The organism is Occultella gossypii (assembly GCF_019947135.1).
Taxonomy (GTDB): domain Bacteria; phylum Actinomycetota; class Actinomycetes; order Actinomycetales; family Beutenbergiaceae; genus Occultella; species Occultella gossypii.
On sequence record NZ_JAGSHT010000017.1, the window covers coordinates 90,489 to 111,396 of the forward strand.

Consider the following 20,908-nt stretch of genomic DNA (forward strand, 5'->3'; position numbering starts at 1 on the left):
AGGTCAGGTCAGGTCGCGGCCGAGTTCCACGGACCGGGCCCGCGCCGCGTCCACGGCCGCGATGACCGCGGCCCGCACGCCCCGCTCGTCGAGCTCGCGCACTCCCGCGACGGTGGTGCCGGCCGGCGAGGAGACCCGCTCCCGCAGGATCGCCGGGTGCTCGCCGGAGGCCAGCGCCATCGCGCCGGACCCGGCGACCGTGGCCCGGGCCAGGTCGAGTGCCACGTCCCGGCTGAGCCCGCCCAGGACGCCGGCCTCGGCGAGGGCGTCGATCAGGTAGAAGACGTACGCCGGGCCCGAGCCGGAGATCCCGGTGACCACGTCCTGATAGGCCTCGTCCACCCGCAGCACCGTGCCGGTCCCGGCCAGCAGCTGCTCGGTCCGGTCCAGGTGCTCGGCCGTGGCGCTCGTCCCGGCGCTGAGCACGCTGACGCCGTGCCCGATCGTGGCAGGCGTGTTCGGCATCACCCGCACCACGGGGTTGGTACCGCTGAGCCGGGACTCCAGATACGCCGTCGGGATCCCGGCGGCGATCGAGACCACCAGCGCGGCCGCATCCAGCACCCCGTCGATCTCGCTCGCGAGCGCTCCCACGTCCTTCGGCTTGACGGCGATGACCACCGCACCGACGCCGTCGACGGCCTCGGTGTTCGTGGCGCACCAGCGCACGCCGTGGCGCTGCGCCACGGCGGCGCCGTGCTCGGCCCGACCGTCGCTGATCCGGATCCGCTCGGCCCCGACGGCACCGATTAGGGAGACCAGGATGGCCTCCCCCATCACGCCGGCGCCGATCAGGGCGACGTCCGCCCCGGCACCTGACTCGTTCCCGATCGGCACGTCGATGTCCTTCCTCGGCGGTTGTGCGGTACTCACAGCGGGTAGGCCTGGTACACGCCGCGGACGGAGTCGGCGTCCGGACCATCGACGACGAAGCCGACGGTGCCGTTCGTCCACACGGCCCGGCCTGCGCCGTCGGCCGCCTCGAGGATCTGGAAGGTGCCGGCGGCGGCACCCGCGACGTCGACCTGACCGTCCTCGACCACGTCGGCGCCGTCGAGGGCGGCCACGGCCGGCAGTGCCGCGGCGGCCTCCTCGACGCTCTCCCACTGGCCGACCCGGACGGTCACGTCACCGTCGGCACCGGTGTAGGTGAGCTGCCACCCCTCGATGGCGCCGGCCGTCACCATCGCCTCGTCGGCGACCTGTGCGCTGACGGCGTAGCCGAGCACGGTGTCCGGGAGCGCCGCGAGCAGTGCGGTGCTCGTGTCCCGCGCGATCGGCTCGGCCTCCGGGGTGGGTACCGGCCCGGTGGTGGTGATCGTCACCGACGGGTCACCGGCGTCGCCCCGGCCGGACAGCAGCATCGCGACGAACACGGTGATCACCGCGACCACGGCGATCACGAGCACGCCGATGCTGACGGTGCGCCGGTTCAGTTCGAGTTTGCCGATCGCGGCCATGGACGTCCCTTCGCGTGAGTCCGGGCCAGCCTAATGGGCCGCCCTTGCTCAGCCGTCCGCGTCGGGCCTCCCGGTTCGGTACGCGTCGGCCATCTCCCGATGCCATTGCCGCGCCGGGTCCTCCGGCCGCGCCGTCACGGTGGCGATCGTCAGCGCCGGTGCGTCGACGGCCTCGCAGCGCGCGCGCCATGTCCCGTTCGGATCGATGAGACCCGACGGCTCGTGTGGTGCCTTGTCACTGTGCACGGCGTAGCTGATCCACATCCCGTCGTGGCGGGCCGCGACGAGCGCCGACGACGTGAGTGTCCCGTCCGCCCCGGGATCCCCAGGCCCGGCAGTGGAGTACAGGACGCAGTCCGCGCCGAGCGCAAGGTAGTCGCGGTAGACCTCGGGGAAGAGGACTTCGAGCCCCGAGGTGCAGCCGAACGTGACACCGTCCACCTCGAACAGGGTCGGGCCAGTGCCCGCCGCGTAGAGGTAGGTCGCCTTGGTCCGGGACAGCAGTCGTTCGTCGTATTTCGCGTGGAGGCGACCGCCCGAGTCGATGATCAGCAGGCTCAGGTGCGGGCGAACGGCGTCCGCGGCCGGGCGGGTCACCGCGCCGATCACCACCCAGATGGCCCGCTCCGCAGCCCTGGCCCGGATCCGGGACAGGGCCGCAGCCTGGGCATCCCAGGCGAACCGTGTCCAGTCCGCCTCGGCCACCTCACCCGGCACCGACGAGAGCAGCTGCTTCGACGGGAAGCACAGGGCCGCCTCGGGCAGATGCAGGAGCGTCGCACCCAGCCGCGCGGCCTCGTCGATCAGCGTCACCACCTCATCGCCGGCCGCAGCGAAGCCGGCGACGTCGCCCGGATCCTCCCGTGGCCTCGTCTGCGCGACGGCCACCCGCACGGACGCGCCGTCCGGCTCGTGCTCCGCGCGGGTCGGGCCCGGCTCCGTGTCGGTGCGGACGAGGTGCCGGCGGGCCGCCGTGTACGACTCGCCGGTGCGCGCGGCCCGGTCACGAATCTTGTTCTTGAGTGCTCGATCGATCGTCATGTCAACTCCGATGCCCCGCCCCGGCTCCCCCCAGCGGTACCCGGTGCACGGCGTCCGAGTGTCTGACGACGGCGACCTGAGACCGAGTCCCTTTGCCTCCGGTTGCGCAACGGTGCAGTGGACCGAGCTGGGGTCGGTCCGAGGAGGTTCGGCGTAGGCCACGCCGGAAGAACAGGAACGACGTTACCCGGTGCCGTGGTGGGCGCGGGTCCTTCGACACGCGGTGCGATCCGCGTCGCTTCGTCGCGGCATTCCTGAGTTCGGCCGTCCCGGTTGTGTCAGGATCAGCCAAGACTGAGAGGACGGACTCATGGTTGCTATGGGCGCTCGGCCCGGGGTGATCCGATGACGACGCTCCTGATCGGCTTGCTGGTCTTCCTGATCAACCTGGTTGCCCTCGGTCTGGTGCCGGAGCGGCGGCGCCCGTCCTCGGCGATGGCGTGGCTGCTGTTGATCTTCTTCCTGCCGGGCGTCGGCCTGCTGCTGTTCCTGCTGATCGGCAGCACGTTCGTGCCGCGGAAGCGCCGCGAGGAGCAGCGTGTGGCGGGTGAGCTGATCCGAGCCGGCCTGGCCGGGGTCCCCGCGCTGCCCCCCTCGCCCGAGCGGCCGGACTGGCTCGACCCGGTGATGGTGCTGAACCGGCGACTGGCGTGGATGCCGGCAGTGCAGAACAACTCGGCCGAGCTGTTCTCCGGCTACGAGGAGTCGATCCAGGCGAAGGCGGACCTGGTCCGCACCGCCGAACGCTACGTCCACGTCGAGTACTTCATGCTGTGCCGGGACACCACCAGCGAGCCCTTCATCGCAGCCCTGCTGGAGGTCGCCGCGCGCGGTGTGAAGGTGCGCGTGCTCTTCGACCATCTCTCCACCATCGGTTTGCCCGGCCACAAGGAGTTGCTGGCCACGTTCGATCAGGCGGGCGTCGAATGGCACCCGATGCTGCCGATCCAGCCGCTGAAGGGCCAGTGGCGTCGGCCGGACCTGCGAAACCACCGCAAGATCGTGGTCGTCGACGGCCGGACGGGGTTCGTCGGATCGCAGAACATGATCGACTCGAGCTACCACAAGAAGAAGCACGAGGCCAACGGTCGGAAATGGCGCGAGCTGACCGCGAGGGTCGAGGGCCCCGTCGTCCAGTCCCTCAACCTCGTGTTCGCCTCCGACTGGTTCATCGAGACCAACGAGCGGTTGCGCGACTACGTCCAGACCGAGGAGTTCCCCGAGGATCAGGGTGATCTCACCTGCCAGATCGTGCCGAGCGGTCCGGGATTCCCGGACGAGAACAATCTCCGTCTCTTCAACGCACTGATCTACGGGGCATAGGAGCGGCTGTCCATCACCAGCCCCTACTTCGTGCCCGACGAGTCACTCCTCTCCGCCATCACGACCGCGGCACAGCGCGGCGTCGCCGTCGAGCTGTTCGTCAGCGAGAAGGGCGAGCAGTTGATGGTGAGCCATGCCCAGTGCTCCTATTACCGGTTCCTCCTGGAGGCCGGCGTCCGGATCTTCAGGTATCCGTACCCGTTCGTTCTGCACGCGAAGCACTTCTCCGTCGACGACCACACCGCCGTCATCGGCTCCAGCAACATGGACATCAGATCGTTCAACCTCGACTTCGAGGTGTCGATGATGTGCACCGGAGGTTCCTTCGTGGCGGAGCTGCGCGAGGTCGAGGACGCCTACCGCTCGGTCTGCCGCGAGCTGACCCTCACGGAGTGGAAGAAGCGCCCGCTGACGCAACGGTGGCTCGACAACGTCATGCGATTGACGTCCGCCGTCCAGTGACCTTCCCCCACGCGCCAACGGCCACCCGTCCACACACCCGCAGCGCGCCTCGGTCTGGTGTCGTAGGTCGGCGGTACCGTCGTGGACATGAGTTCGACCGCCCGCGCCCAGCGCCCCGTCCACCGCTGCACCGAGTGCGGCTGGAGCACGGCGAAGTGGGTGGGCCGGTGCGGCGAATGCCAGGCGTGGGGCACGGTGGTCGAGGCCGGCGGCGCCCCCACCGGTCCGCGCACGGCCGTCTCCGCGCCGCTGCGGAGCCCGGCGCAGCCGATCGCGGACGTCGATGCCGAGGAGGCCCGGTTCCGGCCGACCGGCGTCGGGGAGTTCGACCGCGTGCTCGGCGGCGGGATCGTGCCGGGGGCGGTGGTGCTGCTGGCCGGCGAACCCGGCGTGGGCAAGTCGACCCTGCTGCTGGACGTGGCGGCGCGCGCGGCCGAGGGCGGCTCGAAGGTCCTCTACGTCACCGGTGAGGAGTCGGCGAGCCAGGTCCGCCTCCGCGCTGAGCGCATCGGCGCGATCCGGCCCGGCCTGCTGCTGGCCGCCGAGACCGACCTCGGCACCGTGCTCGGGCACATCGAGGCGAACGACCCGGACCTGCTCGTCATCGACTCCGTCCAGACCATCGCCTCCGCACAGGTGGACGGCTCCGCCGGCGGCGTATCCCAGGTCCGGGAGGTGGCCGCGGCGTTGATCGCCGTGGCCAAGCGCACCGCCACGCCGGTGGTGCTGGTGGGCCACGTGACCAAGGACGGGTCGATCGCCGGGCCGCGGGTCCTGGAGCACCTGGTGGACGTGGTCTGCCAGTTCGAGGGGGACAAGCACTCCGAGCTGCGGATGGTCCGCGCGGTGAAGAACCGGTACGGGACAACGGACGAGGTCGGCTGCTTCAGCCTGACCGAGACGGGCATCCATTCGCTGGCGGACCCGAGCGGACTGTTCCTGTCCGGCAAGCGGGACCCGGTGCCCGGCACCTGCGTCACGGTCACGCTGGACGGGCGCCGCCCGATGCCGACGGAGATCCAGGCACTGACGAACCGCACCGTGATGCCGAACGCCCGCCGCACCACGGCCGGTGTGGACTCCTCGCGGGTGCTGATGACGCTCGCCGTACTCGGCTCCCGGGCGGGCATCGACACCTCTGGCATGGACATCTACGTCTCCACCGTCGGTGGGGCGCGGGCCCTCGAACCCGCCACGGACCTGGCCATCGCGCTCGCGGTGGTCAGCGCCCGGCAGGACTTCGAGCTCGTTGACGGCCTGGTGGCCATCGGCGAGGTGGGCCTCGCCGGGGACCTGCGCCCCGCCGTCGGCACCCGGCGGCGGCTGTCCGAGGTGGCCCGGCTCGGGTTCTCGCGGGCCATCATCCCGGCTGCGACGGACCTCGAGGGCGCCATGCCGGACGGCATCGACGTGGTCCGGGCCGAGGACCTGCACCAGGCGATCACGGCGGCGCAGTTCGGCGTCCGGCGACGCCCGATCCGACTCGCGTAGAGTTGGGCCGAGCTGCGTCGGCAGCGAAACTCTCGAACCTCGTTGGGGGACCTCAGTGGCTGACGTGGCCTTGCCCGAACTCTTCCGGGAGACCCTGCGCGCCGTCGCGCCGGGGACCGAGTTGCGGGACGGCCTGGAGCGGATCCTGCGAGGGCGCACCGGCGCCCTGATCGTGCTCGGGTACAACACGGTCGTCGAGGAGATCTGCTCCGGCGGGTTCGAGCTCGACGTCGACTTCTCCTCCACCCGGCTGCGGGAGCTGGCCAAGATGGACGGTGCGATCGTCGTGGACCACAGCCGCAACCGGATCGTGCGGGCTGCGGTGCAGCTGCTGCCGGACTCCACGATCGAGACCACGGAGTCCGGCACCCGGCACCGCACCGCGGAGCGAGCGGCGAAGCAGACCGGCTACCCGGTGATCTCGGTGAGCCAGTCGATGCGGATCGTCGCGCTCTACGTGGGCGCGCACCGGTACGTGCTTGAGGACTCCGACGTGATCCTGTCCCGCGCGAACCAGGCACTGGCCACCCTCGAGCGGTACAAGTCCCGCCTGGACGAGGTGTCCGGCACCCTCTCCGCCCTCGAGATCGAGGACCTCGTCACCGTTCGGGACGTCGCGGCCGTGGTGCAGCGGCTGGAGATGGTGCGCCGGATCTCGGCCGAGATCTCCGACTACGTGGTGGAGCTCGGCACGAACGGGCGCCTGCTCGCGCTCCAGTTCGACGAGCTCATCGGCGGCATCGGGCCGGACCTGGAGCTCGTGGTCCGGGACTACCTGGACGTGCGCAGCGCCCGCACCCTCGACGACGTGCTCGGCTCACTCGCAGAGCTGGACTCGACCCAGCTGATCGACCTCACCCAGATCTCCCGGGTGATCGGCGTGGGTGGCCGCCAGGGCGAGTCCCTGGACTCGGCGATCGCCCCCAGAGGCTTCCGGATGCTGACCAAGGTGCCGCGGCTGCCGATGTCCGTGGTGACGTCCCTGGTGGAGCATTTCGGCTCCCTGCAGCGGATGCTCTCGGCCACGATCGACGACCTCGAGGTGGTCGACGGCGTCGGTACCCAGCGCGCCCGGGCCGTGCGCGAAGGGCTGTCGCGCCAGGCGGAGTCCTCGCTGCTCGAGCGCTTCGTCTGAGGACTGCGCAGGTGGCGCGCGCTCTACTCGTCGCTCAGTTCAGCTCAACTCAGGAGACGGTGAAGACCTGCTCGGTCGTGACCGGGCCGCCGCCGGTGGTCAGCCCCAGCACGAGCCGGTAGGTCCCGGCGCCGGCCACCGGCTGCCCGCCCGGGCAGCCGGCCGCGCTGCGGGTGCCGGGCCAGGTGAACGACGCCGACTGGCCGGCGCCGGTGTCCAGCAGCACCGGCAGCTCGGCCGCGGCGGCCGGGCAGTCCTGGGTGGACCAGACCCGGTCCTCGCCGGAGTAGACCTCCAGCGTCAGCGCACCGGCGCCGACGTCCAGCAGGCACGCGACCTGGCCGGCATTGACGATCTCGACGGCCACGCCGAGCCCGGAGCCGGACGCCGTGCTTGCGGCCGAGGGGGTCAGGGTCAGGCCGACCGCCGCCGGGACACAGCTGACCGGGTTGGCCAGGGCGTCCTCGTCGGGGGTGCCGGTGGCCGGGTCGGTGGCGCCGTCCGTCGGGGTGGGCTCGGCGCCTTCGGCGGAGGTCTCGGCCGTGGTCGGTGGATCCTCGGTGGAGAGCGCGGGCAGCAGGAACCGGGTCACCCCGAACGCGATGGCGGCGATCACGGCCGCGGCGATCAGCAGGACGACCAGCCGCCGGCGCAGATAGGTGCCGCGCGTCGGAGGGTTCGGGCCGCCGCGACCGGAGCCGCCGGCTCCCGAGCGGCCCTTCGCCCCCGCCCCGCCGGCACGTGGGGCAGCGGCGTTCTTCGTGGAGCCGGCGGCACGCTTCGCCGAGCCCGCGTTGGTCCGAGGCGTTGTTCCGCGCGACGTCGTCGCGGTCGCGGACCGGGCGGTCGTCGTCGCCGTGGCCCGCCGCGACGCGGTGCCGGCCTTCGCCGTGGATGCCGAACGCCGGCCCGCACCCGTGGCGGCGACGGCCTGGGCCGACCGCTGCCTCGAGCTCTTCCCGCGCGTCTGGCTGGTCACGACCCGACGTTAACGCCGGGAGCGGCGAACTCCGGCGAGGCTCTCCGAGGTGTGATGCGCTTCTCGCGTCAGTCCGCGGTGCGCTCGGCCTGGAGCCGCTCCTCCTCGGCGCGGACCTTGGCATGGATGGCCCGCTCGGTCACGAGCCACGCCGGCGGGTCATCGCGCAGCGCCTGGATCTGCTCGGTGGTGAGGGCCTCGGTCACCCCGCCGCGGGCCAGGCCGCCGATCGAGACCGCAAGCCGTCCGGCCACCACGGGGCGCGGGTGCGGGCCGTTGCGGCGCAGTTCCACCAACCACTCCGGGGGGTTGCGCTCCAGCTCCTCCAGCTCAGCGCGGGTGGGGGTGGCGGCCTGGAACTCCTCCGGCGCCGCCGGTAGGTAGATGCCGAGCCGCTTGGCCGCGGTGGTCGACTTCATGGTCTGGGAGGAATCCTTCGTGCTCATGGGCACCAGCGTAGGTCCTCACCGTTAGGGTGAGCGGATGCTGGCCCCCGCCGATGACTCCGCGCAGGCCACCGGCTTCCGGCTCGGGTACGTGCCGGGCGTCACCCCAGCGAAGTGGGTCCGGATCTGGCAGGAGCGGCACCGGATCCCGCTGACGCTCGTCCCGCTCGAGCCGGCGGCCGCCGCCGCCGACCTGGTGGCCGGTCTCGCGGACGCCGCCCTGACCCGCCCACCCCTGGACGCCGCCATTTTCAGCGCCATCACCGTCTACGTGGAGGAACCGGTGGTCGTGGTCTCCCGCGACCATCTGTTCGCGGCCCTCGGCGAGGACGAACCGGTGACCGTGGCGGACCTGGCCGACCAGACGATGCTGCACCCGCTCGACGACGTGTTGTACGCCGCCGCGGCGGACCTGCCCGGGATCGGCGCCCGCGAGCGGCCGGCCACGACGGCGGCCGCCGTGGAACTGGTGGCTGCGGGCATCGGGCTACTCGTGGTGCCGAAGTCGCTGGCCCGGCTGCACCATCGCAAGGACGTCACCCACCGGAGCCTCGACGGCGGCCCCGCGGCTCCGGTGCAGCTCGCCTGGGTCAGCGAACGCACCACGGATGAGGTGGAGGACCTGGTCGGCATCGTGCGCGGCCGCACGGTGAACTCCTCCCGTGGTCGCCAGGCCGAGCCCGACGGCGGTGCCTCCTCCACCTCCGCCGCACCGCGCGGCGGGAAGGCCCGCCAGGGCGGCAGCGACGTGAAGGGCGGGCGCGGCCGCGACGGTTCGCGCGCCGGTGGCCGGGGCGGGAAGGGTGGCCGGGCGCGCGGGTCCACCGGCGGGCGGCGCGGCGGTTCCGGGCGACGCCGCGGCTGACGCAGCGCTCGCACGCCCGGCGAGTCGACCCACCTAGGCTTGGCGCCATGACCACACCCGTGGAGCTCCGCGACGTCGCTGCTCAGGGCGCGGCAGGAGCGGGCCGCGCCGGCTCCGGGTCGGCACACGATCTGCACCTGGCCCTGCTCGACTGGTTCGCCGCCAACGCACGCGACCTGCCCTGGCGCGACCCCGCCGCCGGCGCCTGGGGCGTCCTGGTCAGCGAGATCATGCTGCAACAGACCCCGGTGGCCCGGGTGGAGCCGAGGTGGCGGGACTGGATGCTGCGGTGGCCGACTCCGGCGGACCTGGCCGCCGCCACCCCGGCGGACGTACTGCGGGCCTGGGACCGGCTCGGCTACCCGCGCCGGGCCCTGCGGTTGCGGGAGGCGGCGGGCGTGATCGCCCGCGAGCACGCCGGCCGGGTGCCCACCGCGATGGCGGCCCTGCTCGCCCTGCCCGGCGTCGGCAGCTACACGGCGGCGGCGGTGACGGCCTTCGCCCACCGGCGCCGCGCCGTCGTCCTGGACACCAACGTGCGCCGCGTCCTGGCCCGCCTGATCGGTGGCCAGGCGCTGCCGCCGCCGTCGCTGCTGGCCGCCGAGTCCGAGCGTGCGCTGGACCTGCTGCCCGACGGTGACGAGGACTCCGCCCGCTGGAACGCGGCGCTGATGGAGCTCGGTGCGCTGGTCTGCACGGCCCGTGCCCCGTCCTGCCCGGCCTGCCCGGTGCGGTCGGTGTGCGCCTGGCGCCGCGCCGGGGCACCCGCGGACTCCCACGCCGGCAAGCGCCGGACCCAGGCCTGGCACGGCACGGACCGTCAGGCCAGAGGCCGGCTCCTGGCGGCGCTTCGGGCCGCCCCCGGTCCGCTCACGCCCGCCGAGTTGGCCGCGGCCTGGGAGCCGGGCCCGCAGTTCGACCGCGCCCTGGCCGGCCTGCTCGCCGACGGCCTCGTGGCCGCCGAGACAGGGCCCGAAGGCGGTTCGGAAGGGTACGCCTTGCCGCTCACCTGACGGGCCCTTGCCTGCCGCACGCGTCGACGCCAGGGCGAACGCGGCATCGTTGGCCCTTTCGGAGCGGACGAAGCCAACAATGTCGCGTTCGACGGTGGCAGGTCGTGCGGTCCGATGACCGGTCCCGCCGAGCCCGGTGGTGCCGCCCGGCGCCATCTCGCGTGGCCGGTACGCTCGGTTGCCGTGACCACGCCATCCCCACAGCCCTCGGAGTCCGGCACACCGCCCGCCGACGCCCCGGCAGACGTGGTGATCGCGCGCGGCGTCCAGGCGCACACCCGGACCCTGCTCGCGATGTGCGCCGTGGCGGCGGTCCTCGGCTTCATCGGCGCGGGTGCGCTCAGCATGGCCGGACCGCAGGGCCGGGACCTTCCGATGGTCGCCGGGTTCACGCTGCTCGCGGTCGGCCAGTTGCTCGCGATCATCGGCGCCGTGCTGGCCGGGATCGGCCTTGCCGCGATCCTGCGGGGTGTCGGCGAGCCCGGCAGCACCGACTCGGCCGACGTGGGCCGCCGCCTGCTGCCGGCGCGGACCGTCGAGCGCACCGCCCGGCGGTTCGCGCTCCTGCTGCGCGTCGTCGTGGTGGCCGCGATCGTCGGGGTCGCCGTCTGGGCGATCGCCGCCCCGGCCGGACTGCTCGGCGCCGCCGTGGGGGCGGTGCTCACGATCCAGGTCGCGGTCGTCATCGCGATCGTGCGGGTCAAGGTGCTGCTCGCGCCGATGCGGCGCGCCTGAGCAGCCCCGCCCGAGGCGACCACCGGCGCCCAACCCGACGTCCGCCGTCGGGCGTTACGACGAAGCGACCGCCGCCCGAGGAGACCCTGCTACGCGACCGGGGCCGGGCCGCCGGGGACGTCGAGGACCTTCAGCATGCGGGTGTTGCCGAGCGTGTTGGGCTTCACCCGTGCGAGGTCGAGGAACTCGGCGATGCCGTCGTCGCGGGAGAGCAGCAGTTCATGGAAGACGCTCTGCTCGACCACCTCACCGACGATCGGGGCGAACCCGTGCCGGGTGAAGAAGCCCACTTCGAACGTCAGGCAGAAGACCCGCTTGAGGCCGAGGTCGACGGCCCGCGCCAGGAGCGCCTCGAGCATCAGGTGACCGATGCCGGTGCCGCGGGTGTCCGCACGCACCGCCAGCGTGCGCACCTCGGCGAGGTCCTCCCACATCACGTGCAGGGCGCCACAGCCGACCACCTCCCCGCGCACCTCCGCGACCAGGAACTCCTGGACCCCCTCGTAGTAGCCGACCAGATCCTTGGCGAGCAGGATGCGGCGCTCGGCGTACGGTTCGACGAGGGTCCGGATCGTCGGCACGTCCCGGGGCAGCGCGGGCCGGATCAGCGGGACCACAGCCGGATCGGTGCTGCTGGGGCCACCTGAGCTGTCGGGATTCACGGCACCAGCCTGCCACCCTCGGCGGCGCCCGGCGCACCGCGGAGCAGGCCGAGCACATGCCGGGCCGTCGTCTCGTCGGTCACCAGATCGGTGACCACGCGGGCCCGCAGAGCGCCGAGCAGGGCGTGTGCCTTCGCCTCGCCGACGACCACGCACACCCGGCGCTTGATCGCGCGCAGCTCGAGCGGGCTCGGGCCGGTGGCGCGGGCGTTGATGTCGATGTCGCGGAAGCTGCCGTCCTCGCGCAGGAACACGGTGCATACGTCGCCGACCACGCGGTCGGCGGCGAGCGAGGCGATCTCCGCGTCGTCGAGGTAGCCGGAGGAGTACACGTGCGACGGCACCTCCGCCGACAGCGCCCCGACCCCGAAGAGCGCGACGTCGACCCGCTGCTGCATCTCGAGCACCCGCCGGACGCTGCGCTCGCGCCACATCATGCGCTTGGTCTCCGGGAAGTCGAAGAACGCCGGCACCGGGAAGTGATACATCGTGGAGTCGAACGCCGCGGCGATCGCCGCGATCAGGTCGCTGGCGTAGGTGACGCCGCTGGCATAGGTGTTCGCGGCGCCGTTGAGCTGGACCACCACGCTCCCGGGGCTCGGCGACGACTTGAGATGACGCGAGATCGCCGCGACCGTGGTGCCCCAGGCCACCCCGAGCACCATGTCCGGCCCGAACCACTCGGCGATGAGGCCGGCCGCGACCATCGCCACCTGCTCGAGCCGGTGCACCTCCGAGGCACTCTCCCGGACCGAGACCACGTGCGCCTTGATCCCGAACGTCGCGGACAACCGGTGCCCCAGCTGGGACCCGGTGCTGCTCGGCGGGCGCAGCGAGATCCGCACCATGCCGTCCTCGCGTGCGGACTTGATCAGCCGGGAGACTGTGGACCGGGAGATCCCGAGCGTGCGGGCGATGACGTCCATGGTCTGGTCCTGCAGGTAGTACATCGTGGCCGCCCGGAACGCGTCGTCCGCACGCATCGCTCACCTCGCCCTCACGTATCGGTCACCTCGCCCGAACGGCGCTGCACATTCGTGCATGATGATTGCGCACTCGTGCGGACAGAGCAAGCATGTCCTCAGGGCCCGTCGGGCGAGGAGTCCAGGTTCGAATCTGGCCCCGACGGCAGCCTCGAAGAGGAGAGATGACAGTGGCCACGATCGCGTTGACCGCCCAGACCCGAACCGATGCGCTTGCCGCGATGTCCGACGGCACCCCGCTCGACGTCCTCGTGATCGGCGGTGGTGTGACAGGCGCGGGGATCGCGCTCGACGCCGCGACTCGTGGCCTGCGAGTGGGCATCGTGGAGGCCCAGGACTGGGCGTCCGGGACCTCCAGCCGGTCCAGCAAGCTCGTGCACGGCGGACTGCGCTACCTGCAGATGCTCGACTTCACCCTGGTCCACGAGGCGCTCACCGAGCGGGACCTCCTGCTCACCGAGATCGCGCCACACCTGGTGCGTCCGGTGCCGTTCCTGTACCCGCTCGAGCACCGGTTCTGGCAGCGCTTCTACGTCGGCTCCGGCGTCGGGCTCTATGACGCCCTCGCCTCGCTGACCTCGCGCCGTCGCGCACTGCCGTTCCACAAGCATCTGTCCCGCTCCGAACTCGAGCGGGTCTTCCCGGATCTGCGGCACGACGCCGCCATCGGGGCCATCCAGTACTGGGACGCGAGTGTCGACGACGCCCGGCTCGTGGTCACCCTGGTCCGCACGGCCGCCGAGTACGGCGCCCTGGCCGCGTCCCGCACCCAGGTGGTCGAGCTGACCAAGACCTCCGGCCGAGTGGACGGCGCGGTGCTGGTGGACGCGGAGACCGGGGAACGGCTCACGGTCAAGGCCGATCAGGTCATCAACGCCACCGGCGTGTGGACCGAGGAGACCGAAGGCCTCGCCGCCGAGGAGGGCGGACTGCACGTGCTGGCCTCGAAGGGGATCCACATCGTGGTCCCCCGCGAGCGGATCCGCGGCGAGAAGGGGCTGATCCTGCAGACCGAGAAGAGTGTCCTGTTCGTGATCCCGTGGTCCCGGTACTGGGTGATCGGCACCACGGACACGCCCTGGAAGCAGGAACTGCGTCACCCGGTGGCCACGAACGCGGACATCGAGTACGTGCTCGAGCACGCCAATGCCGTCCTCGCCAATCCGCTCACCAAGGACGACATCATCGGCACCTGGGCCGGGCTGCGCCCGCTGCTGCAGCCGGGCACGAAGGAGGGCACGTCCTCTGCGAAGGTTTCCCGCGAGCACACCGTGGCCTCCGTTGCCCCCGGCCTCACGGCGATCGCCGGTGGCAAGCTCACCACCTACCGGGTGATGGCCAAGGACGCGGTCGACTTCGCGCTCGGCGACCGGGCCGAGTCGCTGCCCTCGATCACCGACCACATCCCGCTCGCCGGGGCAGTCGGACTGCAGGCCGTGCGCCGCAAGTCCCGTGCCTACGCCGAGAAGTACGGATGGACGAAGGCGATGGTCGATCACCTGCTGCACCGCTACGGCTCCCAGTTGACCCAGATCGTCGACTCGGTCGAGGCACAGCCCGACCTGGCCCGGCCGCTTGAGCACGCCCCGGCCTACCTGCGGGCAGAGATCGCATTCGCCGCGACCCACGAGCTCGTCCTCCACCTGGAGGACGTGCTGGCCCACCGGACCCGCCTCGAGTACGAGGTCCCGGACGCGGGCGAGGCTGCGCTCGAGGAGATCCTCGACATCATCGCCCCCATCCTCGGGTGGGACCAGGCCCGCCGCGAGACCGAACGGCGTTCCTACCTCGACCGCCGCGCGGCCACCGAGTCGGCCGCCCTGACCGCCACCGACGAGGAGGGTGAGCAGGCACGACTGCAGGCTGACGACATCGCCCCGATGATTTCGCTCGTCGAGCCTTCCTGACCACGCAGCCGCGAAGCGGCAGTATTTGCGTTGTGGCGCGCGATGGGGCGTTCACACAGGTAACACCTCCCGAATCAGAAAGAGAGGCACATCGTGGACTTCAGTGCAATCTTCTTGCCGGAAGTGCTCGGAACCGCAATGTTGACATTGCTCGGTTGTGGTGTGGTGGCCAATGCCGTGCTGCCCACCACCAAGGGCAACAACGGAGGCTGGCTGCTCATCAACTTCGGCTGGGGCCTCGCCGTCTTCGCGGGCGTGTACGTCGCGTATTCCACGGGCGCTCACATCAACCCCGCGGTCACCCTCGGACTCCTCGCCAATGGCTCGGACTTCTTCCCGGGGAACGCCGACGCCGGCCTCGAGGTCATCGCGGGCACCGTCCCGAACGCGGTCGTCTACATCCTTGCCCAGATGATCGGCGCGATCATCGGGGCCGTGGTGTGCTGGCTCGCATACAAGCAGCACTTCGACCAGCCCGCGGACGACGGCACCAAGCTCGCCGTGTTCTCGACCGGGCCGGCGATCCGCTCCTACGGCTGGAACTTCGTCACTGAGGTCATCGCGACCTTCGTGCTCGTCTACGTGATCATCGCGTTCGGCCACACGCCCTCGGGTCTTGGGCCGCTCGCCGTCGCCCTGCTGGTGGTCGGCATCGGCGCCAGCCTCGGTGGCCCGACCGGGTACGCCATCAACCCCGCCCGTGACCTCGGCCCCCGGATCGCGCACGCCCTGCTGCCGATCAAGGGCAAGGGCTCCAGTGACTGGGGCTACTCCTGGGTGCCGGTCGCCGGACCGATCGTCGGTGGCGTCATCGCAGGTCTGTTCGCCACCGTTTCACTCTGATCCACCGGCCGGGCGGCGGCCGATACCGGTCCGCGCCCGGCCATCTCAGTCCCCATCGCACGAAACGCCCGCACCACGGGCGCACCACAAGGAAGTGAGAGGAAACACCATGGCCGACTACGTACTCGCCATCGATCAGGGCACCACCAGCTCCCGCGCGATCATCTTCAACCACGCCGGGCAGATCGTGGAGTCCGGTCAGCTCGAGCACGAGCAGATCTTCCCCAAGGCCGGATGGGTGGAGCACGACGCCCTCGAGATCTGGAAGAACGTCCGCGAGGTCGTCGCACTCGCCCTCACCCGGGCCAACCTCACCCACCGCGACATCGCCGCCGTCGGCATCACGAACCAGCGCGAGACCGCGGTGGTCTGGGACAAGTCCACCGGTGAGCCCGTCTACAACGCGATCGTCTGGCAGGACACGCGCACGCAGAAGATCGTCGAGGAGCTCGGCGGCACCGAAGGCGCCGAGAAGTACAAGGCCAAGGTCGGCCTGCCGCTGGCCACGTACTTCTCCGGACCGAAGGTCAAGTGGATCCTCGACAACGTCGAGGGAGCCCGCGCGAAGGCGGAGGCGGGGGACCTGCTGTTCGGCAACACCGACACCTGGGTGCTGTGGAACATGACCGGCGGCAAGGACGGCGGCGTGCACGTCACCGACGTCACGAACGCGTCCCGCACGATGCTGATGGACCTGTCCACGCTCAACTGGGACGAGGGCATCGCCGCGGACATGGGCATCCCGACCTCGATGCTGCCCGAGATCCGCTCCTCCTCCGAGGTGTACGGCAAGGGCCGTGAGGGCGGCATGGTCCCGGGCGTCCCGATCGCGGGCATCCTCGGTGACCAGCAGGCCGCCACGTTCGGCCAGGCCTGCTTCGAGGTCGGCATGGCCAAGAACACCTACGGCACCGGCAACTTCATGCTCATCAACACGGGCACGGAGCAGATCCCCTCGGAGAACGGTCTACTCACCACCGTCTGCTACAAGATCGGCGACCAGCCGGCCGTGTACGCGCTCGAGGGCTCGATCGCCGTCACCGGCTCGCTCGTGCAGTGGCTGCGGGACAACCTCGGCATCATCTCCTCCGCCCCGGAGGTCGAGGACCTCGCGAAGACGGTCGACGACAACGGTGGCGCGTACTTCGTGCCCGCGTTCTCGGGGCTGTTCGCGCCGTACTGGCGGGCGGACGCACGTGGCGCCCTGGTGGGTCTGACCCGGTACGTGAACAAGGGCCACATCGCGCGAGCCGTGCTGGAGGCGACCGCCTTCCAGACCCGCGAGGTACTCGATGCGATGAACGCGGACTCGGGCGTGGACCTGACCGAGCTGAAGGTCGACGGCGGCATGATCGCCAACGAGACGCTCATGCAGTTCCAGGCGGACATCCTGGGCGTGCCGGTGGTGCGACCCCAGGTCGCCGAGACCACGGCCCTCGGCGCGGCGTACGCCGCCGGGATCGCGGTCGGCTTCTGGAACGGCGAGCAGGACGTCATCAACAACTGGGCCGAGGACAAGCGTTGGGAGCCCTCGATGGACCAGGGCGACCGGGAGCGCCTCTACCGGAACTGGAAGAAGGCCGTGACGAAGACGTTCGACTGGGTCGACGACGACACCGAGGCCTGAGCCGAGGAATCACCGCCGAACGGCCCTCTCCCGCCCGGGAGGGGGCCGTTCGGCATCTCGACGCCGCCACCGCCGACCTGACGTGGCACCGGCGCTGGGCGGTGCTACCCCGTACAGTTCGACGTGCTCGTGAGGGCCCCGGGGATTCGATCCAGGCGGCAACCGGTTTCCCCTCCGGGACGGCTCACGAAGGACTCGCGTGAGGGTCAGATCAGTCGAACGATTGCCACACCGTGGTGCGCGTGGATATGCCGATCGGGGCGTTCGACAGCTTTCGGAACCCTGCAGCGACTGGCTCCACCCTGCGTGCTACATGTGCGAGCGATGCATGCGATTGCGGCCGTTCGATGTGGAACCGGTTTCTGATCGGGTACTCTGCACGCAGACCTCACGATCCGGAGGACACGCGATGCCGATGACCACCACGCCGCCCGGGCGGTATCTGAACCCTGTCCTCGACGCGGACTGGCCCGATCCGGACGTGATCCGCGACGGTGACACCTACGTCATGGTTGCCTCCAGCTTCAACCGCGCCCCCGGCCTGCCGGTGCTGACTTCTCCCGACCTGGTGAACTGGGCGATCGCCTCGCATGCCCTCGCGGCCGTGCCCCCGGACGACCACTTCAGCCTCCCCCGGCACGGCGAGGGCATCTGGGCCCCCGCGATCCGGCGGCACGGCGAGGACCTGGTGATCGTCTATCCGGACCCGGACCACGGCATCTTCTCCACCCGAGCCCGGTCGGCGGCCGGCCCGTGGTCCGCGCCCACGCTGCTGCTGGCCGGTTCCGGCCTCATCGATCCCTGCCCCCTCTGGGACGACGACGGCCGCGCCTACCTGGTGCACGGCTGGGCCGCGAGCCGGGCCGGGGTCAAGAACCGGCTGACGGTCGTGGAGGTGGCGTCCGACCTGAGCCGCCCGGTCGGCCGCCCACGCACGGTCATCGACGGCGACGCGCTACCGGGCTACACCACCCTCGAGGGACCGAAGTTCTACAAGCGGAACGGTTGGTACTGGATCTTCGCTCCGGCCGGCGGCGTCAGCATCGGCTGGCAGTCCGCGTTCCGCTCCCGCGACGCCTTCGGGCCCTACGAGGACCGGATCGTGCTCGCCCAGGGCGACTCGCCGGTCAACGGTCCGCACCAGGGCGCGTGGGTGGACACCCCCGACGGCGCCGACTGGTTCCTGCACTTCTCCGACCGCGGCCCGTACGGCCGGGTGGTGCACCTGCAGCCGATGGCCTGGGACGCCGGCGGCTGGCCGGTGCTCGGGAAGCCCGGGCCCGACGGCGTGGGCCAGCCCGTGCTCTCCCACGAAGCCCCGGTCCCGGGAACCGTGCAGGCCGGCCACGGACCGGACGGCAGCGACGACTTCACGGCGGCCGAACTCGGGCCGCAGTGGCACTGGCAGGCGAACCCGGCACCGCACTGGGCGCACCCGGACGGCTCCGGCGCGCTCGCCCTGACGGCGGTCCCGGCCGACCGGGGCGACCTGCGCAGCCTCGGCAACGTGCTCGGTCAGGTCCTCCCGGGCCAACCGGTCACCGCGACCACCAGCCTGAGCCTGCCCGACGGCGTCCCCGGCACCCGCGCAGGGCTCGTGGTCCTCGGACGGGCCTACTGCTGGCTCGGGCTCGAGCACACCGACGACGGCGTGACCGTGGCGGCCGGCCGGTTGCTCGACGGCGTCACCGAGGAGCGCGTGCATCGCGCGGACCAGCCCGCCTCGGCCACGATCGAGATCCGCCTCACCAGCGACGGCGCCGGCTCCGCCGACCTCGCCTACCGGCTCCCCGGTACAGCGGACTGGGTGCCGGCCGTCGACGGCTTCGCGGTCCGCCCGGGCCGGTGGATCGGCGCCGAGCTCGGCCTCTTCGCCGCCGCCCCGGTCGGCACGGACGAGGACGTCCGCGCCCGGTTCGGCCCGGTCACGCTCAGCACGCACGCCGCGACGTACGCGGCCCAGGTCCACGACCATGCCCACGCGTCGACGGCGGAGGTGACCGCGTGAACACCCCACGGGTCGCCACCATCGCCGAGGTCGCTGACGCCGCGGGCGTCTCCCGGGCCACCGTGTCCCGCGTGATGAACGGGCGGTCGACGGTCCGTGCCGATCTGGCCGAGCGGGTCCGCACCGTTGCCGCCGAGCTCAACTACAGCCCCAGCACCGTCGCCCGCAGCCTGTCCCTCGGCCGCACCCAGACCGTGGCGCTGCTGGTGCCGGACCTGGCGAACCCGATGTTCCAGCAGATCCTGCGCGGAGCCAACCAGGCTGCGGCCCGAGACTCCTACCGGGTCCTGGTCGCGGACAGCATCGAGGACCCGGGCCGCGAGCTCGAGCTGGCCATCGAGGCCCGGCGACGCTGCGACGCCCTCATCCTGTGCTCGCCCCGGATGCCTGACGCTGATCTCGCCCAGGTCCTCGCCACCGCGGGGCCCGTGGTCGTGGTGAACCGGGACCCGGAGGACGGTTCCGTGCCCGTGCTCTCGGTCGACTACGCCGACGGCATCCGCACCCTCACCCAGCGCCTGATCAAGCTCGGGCACACCCGGCTCATCTACCTCGCCGGACCGGAGAACAGCACCTCCAATACCGTCCGGCTCGGCGCACTGCGCGCCCTGGAGGGAGAGAACCCGCACATCAGCATCCGTTACGAGCCGTGCGGCGCGATGATCGAGGACGGCTACGCGGCCCTCGACGCGGTACTCGACTCCCGGGCGACGGCAGTCCTCGCCTACAACGATCTGGTCGCCTTCGGGCTGCTCGGCAAGCTCAACGAGTCCGGAGTCGACGTGCCCGGGGACATCTCCGTGGTCGGCTTCGACGACATCGCGTTCGCCCGGTACGCGACGCCGGCCCTGACCACGATGGCCGTGCCGCAGGCCGAACTGGGCCGCCAGGCCTGGGAACAGCTGCACCAGCTGATCCTCGGCGGCGCCGAGCGCCCCTCCCTGTACTTCCGGCCACGCCTGGTGGAGCGGGCCAGCTCGGGTCCGGTTCCCCGCGCACGCAGCGGCCCGTCCGCCGAGGTCACCGGCGCCGAGGTGCCCGCGACCCCGGCGGCACCGGGGGTGCTGCTCTGGAGCCGGGACGACGAGGTAGGGGTCCTCGGCGTGGACGGCCTCGAACTGGCCCGGTACGAACGCCACGCCGCGATGCCCGACGTGCACGCCCCGCGCCCTTACCTGCACCCGATCTACACCCTCGCGGGCACCATGCTCACGGAGCAGAGCCCGGTCGACCACCGACACCAGTACGGGCTGTCGCTCGCGGTCCCGGCCGTCAACGGCACGTCGTTCTGGGGTGGCCGCACGTTCGTGCGCGGCGCCGGCCCGACCCTGCTCGAGAACCACGGCGCCCAGATCCCGCACGACATGTCCCTGACCGGCGCCACCCTGTCCGAGCATCTCGCGTGGCACTCCCATGCGGGCGAGGTACTCATCGGAGAAAACCGCACCCTGACCGCCACCGCCCGCCCCGACGCGGACGGGTGGCAGCTGTCGTGGCGCAGCGACCTGCGTGCCGCGCGGGACCTGACCATCGAGAGCCCGGCCACGTCCGGCCGACCGGGCGCCGGCTACGGCGGGATCTTCTGGCGGTTCCCGCCCGGTGGCGCGGCCGAGCTGCTGGTGAGCGACGGTGAGGGCGAGGACGCGGCGCACGGCTCGACGTCCCCCTGGCTGGCCGTGTCCCGATCAGGCGAGGAGGGTGCCTGGACCGCCCTGCTGATCCAGGGGCCCGCCGTGCGTCCGTGGTTCGCCCGCGCCGGTGACTACCTCGGGGTCGGGCCGGCGCTGGCCTGGGACACGCCGCTCGCCGTCGACGAAGGGGCCGACCTGCGGCTGGAGCTGCATGCGCTCCTGGTCGACCGCGCCCTGGGCCGCGACGAGATCGAGTCGTTGCTGCCGAGCCTGCCGGGCGTCCACTGATCGGCCGGT

19 protein-coding genes are annotated in these 20,908 nt (G+C 71.7%); 12 read left to right on the forward strand and 7 right to left on the reverse strand.

Features of this window, described 5'->3' with window-relative positions; translation table 11 throughout:
- Window positions 1-3: 3 nt before the first annotated feature.
- From proC to KCQ71_RS18095, 3 genes are read right to left on the reverse strand one after another with little or no spacing between them, the layout of a single operon-like run.
- Window positions 4-837 (reverse strand): pyrroline-5-carboxylate reductase, encoded by an 834-nt coding sequence (gene proC / locus KCQ71_RS18085; protein WP_223408481.1) that lies wholly within the window; start codon window positions 835-837, stop codon window positions 4-6.
- 32 nt (window positions 838-869) lie between these two features.
- Window positions 870-1,460, reverse strand: a complete 591-nt coding sequence (locus KCQ71_RS18090; protein WP_223408483.1) for a hypothetical protein — start codon at window positions 1,458-1,460, stop codon at window positions 870-872.
- Window positions 1,461-1,508: 48 nt separating this feature from the next.
- Window positions 1,509-2,501 (reverse strand): carbon-nitrogen hydrolase family protein, encoded by a 993-nt coding sequence (locus tag KCQ71_RS18095; RefSeq protein ID WP_223408484.1) that lies wholly within the window; start codon window positions 2,499-2,501, stop codon window positions 1,509-1,511.
- Between the two features lie 345 nt (window positions 2,502-2,846).
- Between KCQ71_RS18095 and KCQ71_RS18100 the strand changes: the two genes are divergently transcribed.
- From KCQ71_RS18100 to disA, 4 genes are all read left to right on the forward strand, one after another.
- Entirely contained in the window at window positions 2,847-3,824 is a 978-nt protein-coding gene (locus KCQ71_RS18100) for a phospholipase D-like domain-containing protein (RefSeq protein WP_308116662.1), read from the forward strand.
- Between the two features lie 12 nt (window positions 3,825-3,836).
- A complete protein-coding gene (locus tag KCQ71_RS27715) occupies window positions 3,837-4,286 on the forward strand; it encodes a phospholipase D-like domain-containing protein (protein WP_308116663.1) in 450 nt (149 codons plus the stop codon).
- Between the two features lie 87 nt (window positions 4,287-4,373).
- Complete coding sequence (radA, locus tag KCQ71_RS18105) at window positions 4,374-5,777, forward strand: DNA repair protein RadA (protein ID WP_223408485.1); 1,404 nt, start codon at window positions 4,374-4,376, stop codon at window positions 5,775-5,777.
- A gap of 55 nt (window positions 5,778-5,832) precedes the next feature.
- Complete coding sequence (disA, locus tag KCQ71_RS18110) at window positions 5,833-6,912, forward strand: DNA integrity scanning diadenylate cyclase DisA (protein ID WP_223408486.1); 1,080 nt, start codon at window positions 5,833-5,835, stop codon at window positions 6,910-6,912.
- A gap of 49 nt (window positions 6,913-6,961) precedes the next feature.
- Here disA and KCQ71_RS18115 read toward each other — a convergent pair whose 3' ends face one another.
- A complete protein-coding gene (locus tag KCQ71_RS18115; RefSeq protein WP_223408487.1) occupies window positions 6,962-7,891 on the reverse strand; it encodes a hypothetical protein in 930 nt (309 codons plus the stop codon).
- A gap of 68 nt (window positions 7,892-7,959) precedes the next feature.
- On the reverse strand, window positions 7,960-8,337 hold the full coding sequence (locus KCQ71_RS18120; protein ID WP_223408488.1) for a DUF5997 family protein: 378 nt from the start codon (window positions 8,335-8,337) through the stop codon (window positions 7,960-7,962).
- A 37-nt stretch (window positions 8,338-8,374) separates the two neighbouring features.
- Between KCQ71_RS18120 and KCQ71_RS18125 the strand changes: the two genes are divergently transcribed.
- The 3 genes from KCQ71_RS18125 to KCQ71_RS18135 all read left to right on the forward strand — a co-directional run bounded on the left by KCQ71_RS18125 (window position 8,375) and on the right by KCQ71_RS18135 (window position 10,950).
- Window positions 8,375-9,202 carry a LysR substrate-binding domain-containing protein gene (locus KCQ71_RS18125; RefSeq protein ID WP_223408489.1) on the forward strand — a complete coding sequence of 276 codons (828 nt, stop codon included), beginning with the start codon at window positions 8,375-8,377 and terminating at the stop codon, window positions 9,200-9,202.
- Between the two features lie 47 nt (window positions 9,203-9,249).
- Entirely contained in the window at window positions 9,250-10,215 is a 966-nt protein-coding gene (locus KCQ71_RS18130; protein WP_223408490.1) for an HhH-GPD family protein, read from the forward strand.
- A gap of 183 nt (window positions 10,216-10,398) precedes the next feature.
- Window positions 10,399-10,950: a hypothetical protein gene (locus KCQ71_RS18135; protein WP_223408492.1), complete on the forward strand. Its 552-nt coding sequence runs from the start codon at window positions 10,399-10,401 to the stop codon at window positions 10,948-10,950.
- Window positions 10,951-11,039: 89 nt separating this feature from the next.
- Here KCQ71_RS18135 and KCQ71_RS18140 read toward each other — a convergent pair whose 3' ends face one another.
- Both KCQ71_RS18140 and KCQ71_RS18145 read right to left on the reverse strand, forming a co-directional pair.
- The gene (locus tag KCQ71_RS18140; protein ID WP_223408494.1) at window positions 11,040-11,612 is read right to left on the reverse strand and encodes an amino-acid N-acetyltransferase; all 573 of its coding nucleotides are present in this window, start codon (window positions 11,610-11,612) and stop codon (window positions 11,040-11,042) included.
- A complete protein-coding gene (locus tag KCQ71_RS18145) occupies window positions 11,609-12,595 on the reverse strand; it encodes a sugar-binding transcriptional regulator (RefSeq protein WP_223408496.1) in 987 nt (328 codons plus the stop codon). Before KCQ71_RS18145 ends, KCQ71_RS18140 begins: the two co-directional genes overlap by 4 nt.
- Window positions 12,596-12,759: 164 nt before the next feature.
- Here KCQ71_RS18145 and KCQ71_RS18150 point away from each other — a divergent pair, with 164 nt between their 5' ends.
- From KCQ71_RS18150 to KCQ71_RS27720, 5 genes are all read left to right on the forward strand, one after another.
- Window positions 12,760-14,502 (forward strand): glycerol-3-phosphate dehydrogenase/oxidase, encoded by a 1,743-nt coding sequence (locus KCQ71_RS18150; protein WP_223408498.1) that lies wholly within the window; start codon window positions 12,760-12,762, stop codon window positions 14,500-14,502.
- 93 nt (window positions 14,503-14,595) lie between these two features.
- Window positions 14,596-15,345: an MIP/aquaporin family protein gene (locus tag KCQ71_RS18155; RefSeq protein ID WP_223408500.1), complete on the forward strand. Its 750-nt coding sequence runs from the start codon at window positions 14,596-14,598 to the stop codon at window positions 15,343-15,345.
- Window positions 15,346-15,454: 109 nt separating this feature from the next.
- The gene (glpK, locus tag KCQ71_RS18160; protein WP_223408502.1) at window positions 15,455-16,972 is read left to right on the forward strand and encodes a glycerol kinase GlpK; all 1,518 of its coding nucleotides are present in this window, start codon (window positions 15,455-15,457) and stop codon (window positions 16,970-16,972) included.
- 409 nt (window positions 16,973-17,381) lie between these two features.
- The gene (locus tag KCQ71_RS18165) at window positions 17,382-18,980 is read left to right on the forward strand and encodes a glycoside hydrolase family 43 protein (RefSeq protein WP_223408505.1); all 1,599 of its coding nucleotides are present in this window, start codon (window positions 17,382-17,384) and stop codon (window positions 18,978-18,980) included.
- A complete protein-coding gene (locus KCQ71_RS27720; protein ID WP_223408507.1) occupies window positions 18,977-20,899 on the forward strand; it encodes a DUF6807 family protein in 1,923 nt (640 codons plus the stop codon). Before KCQ71_RS18165 ends, KCQ71_RS27720 begins: the two co-directional genes overlap by 4 nt.
- Window positions 20,900-20,908: the final 9 nt, after the last annotated feature.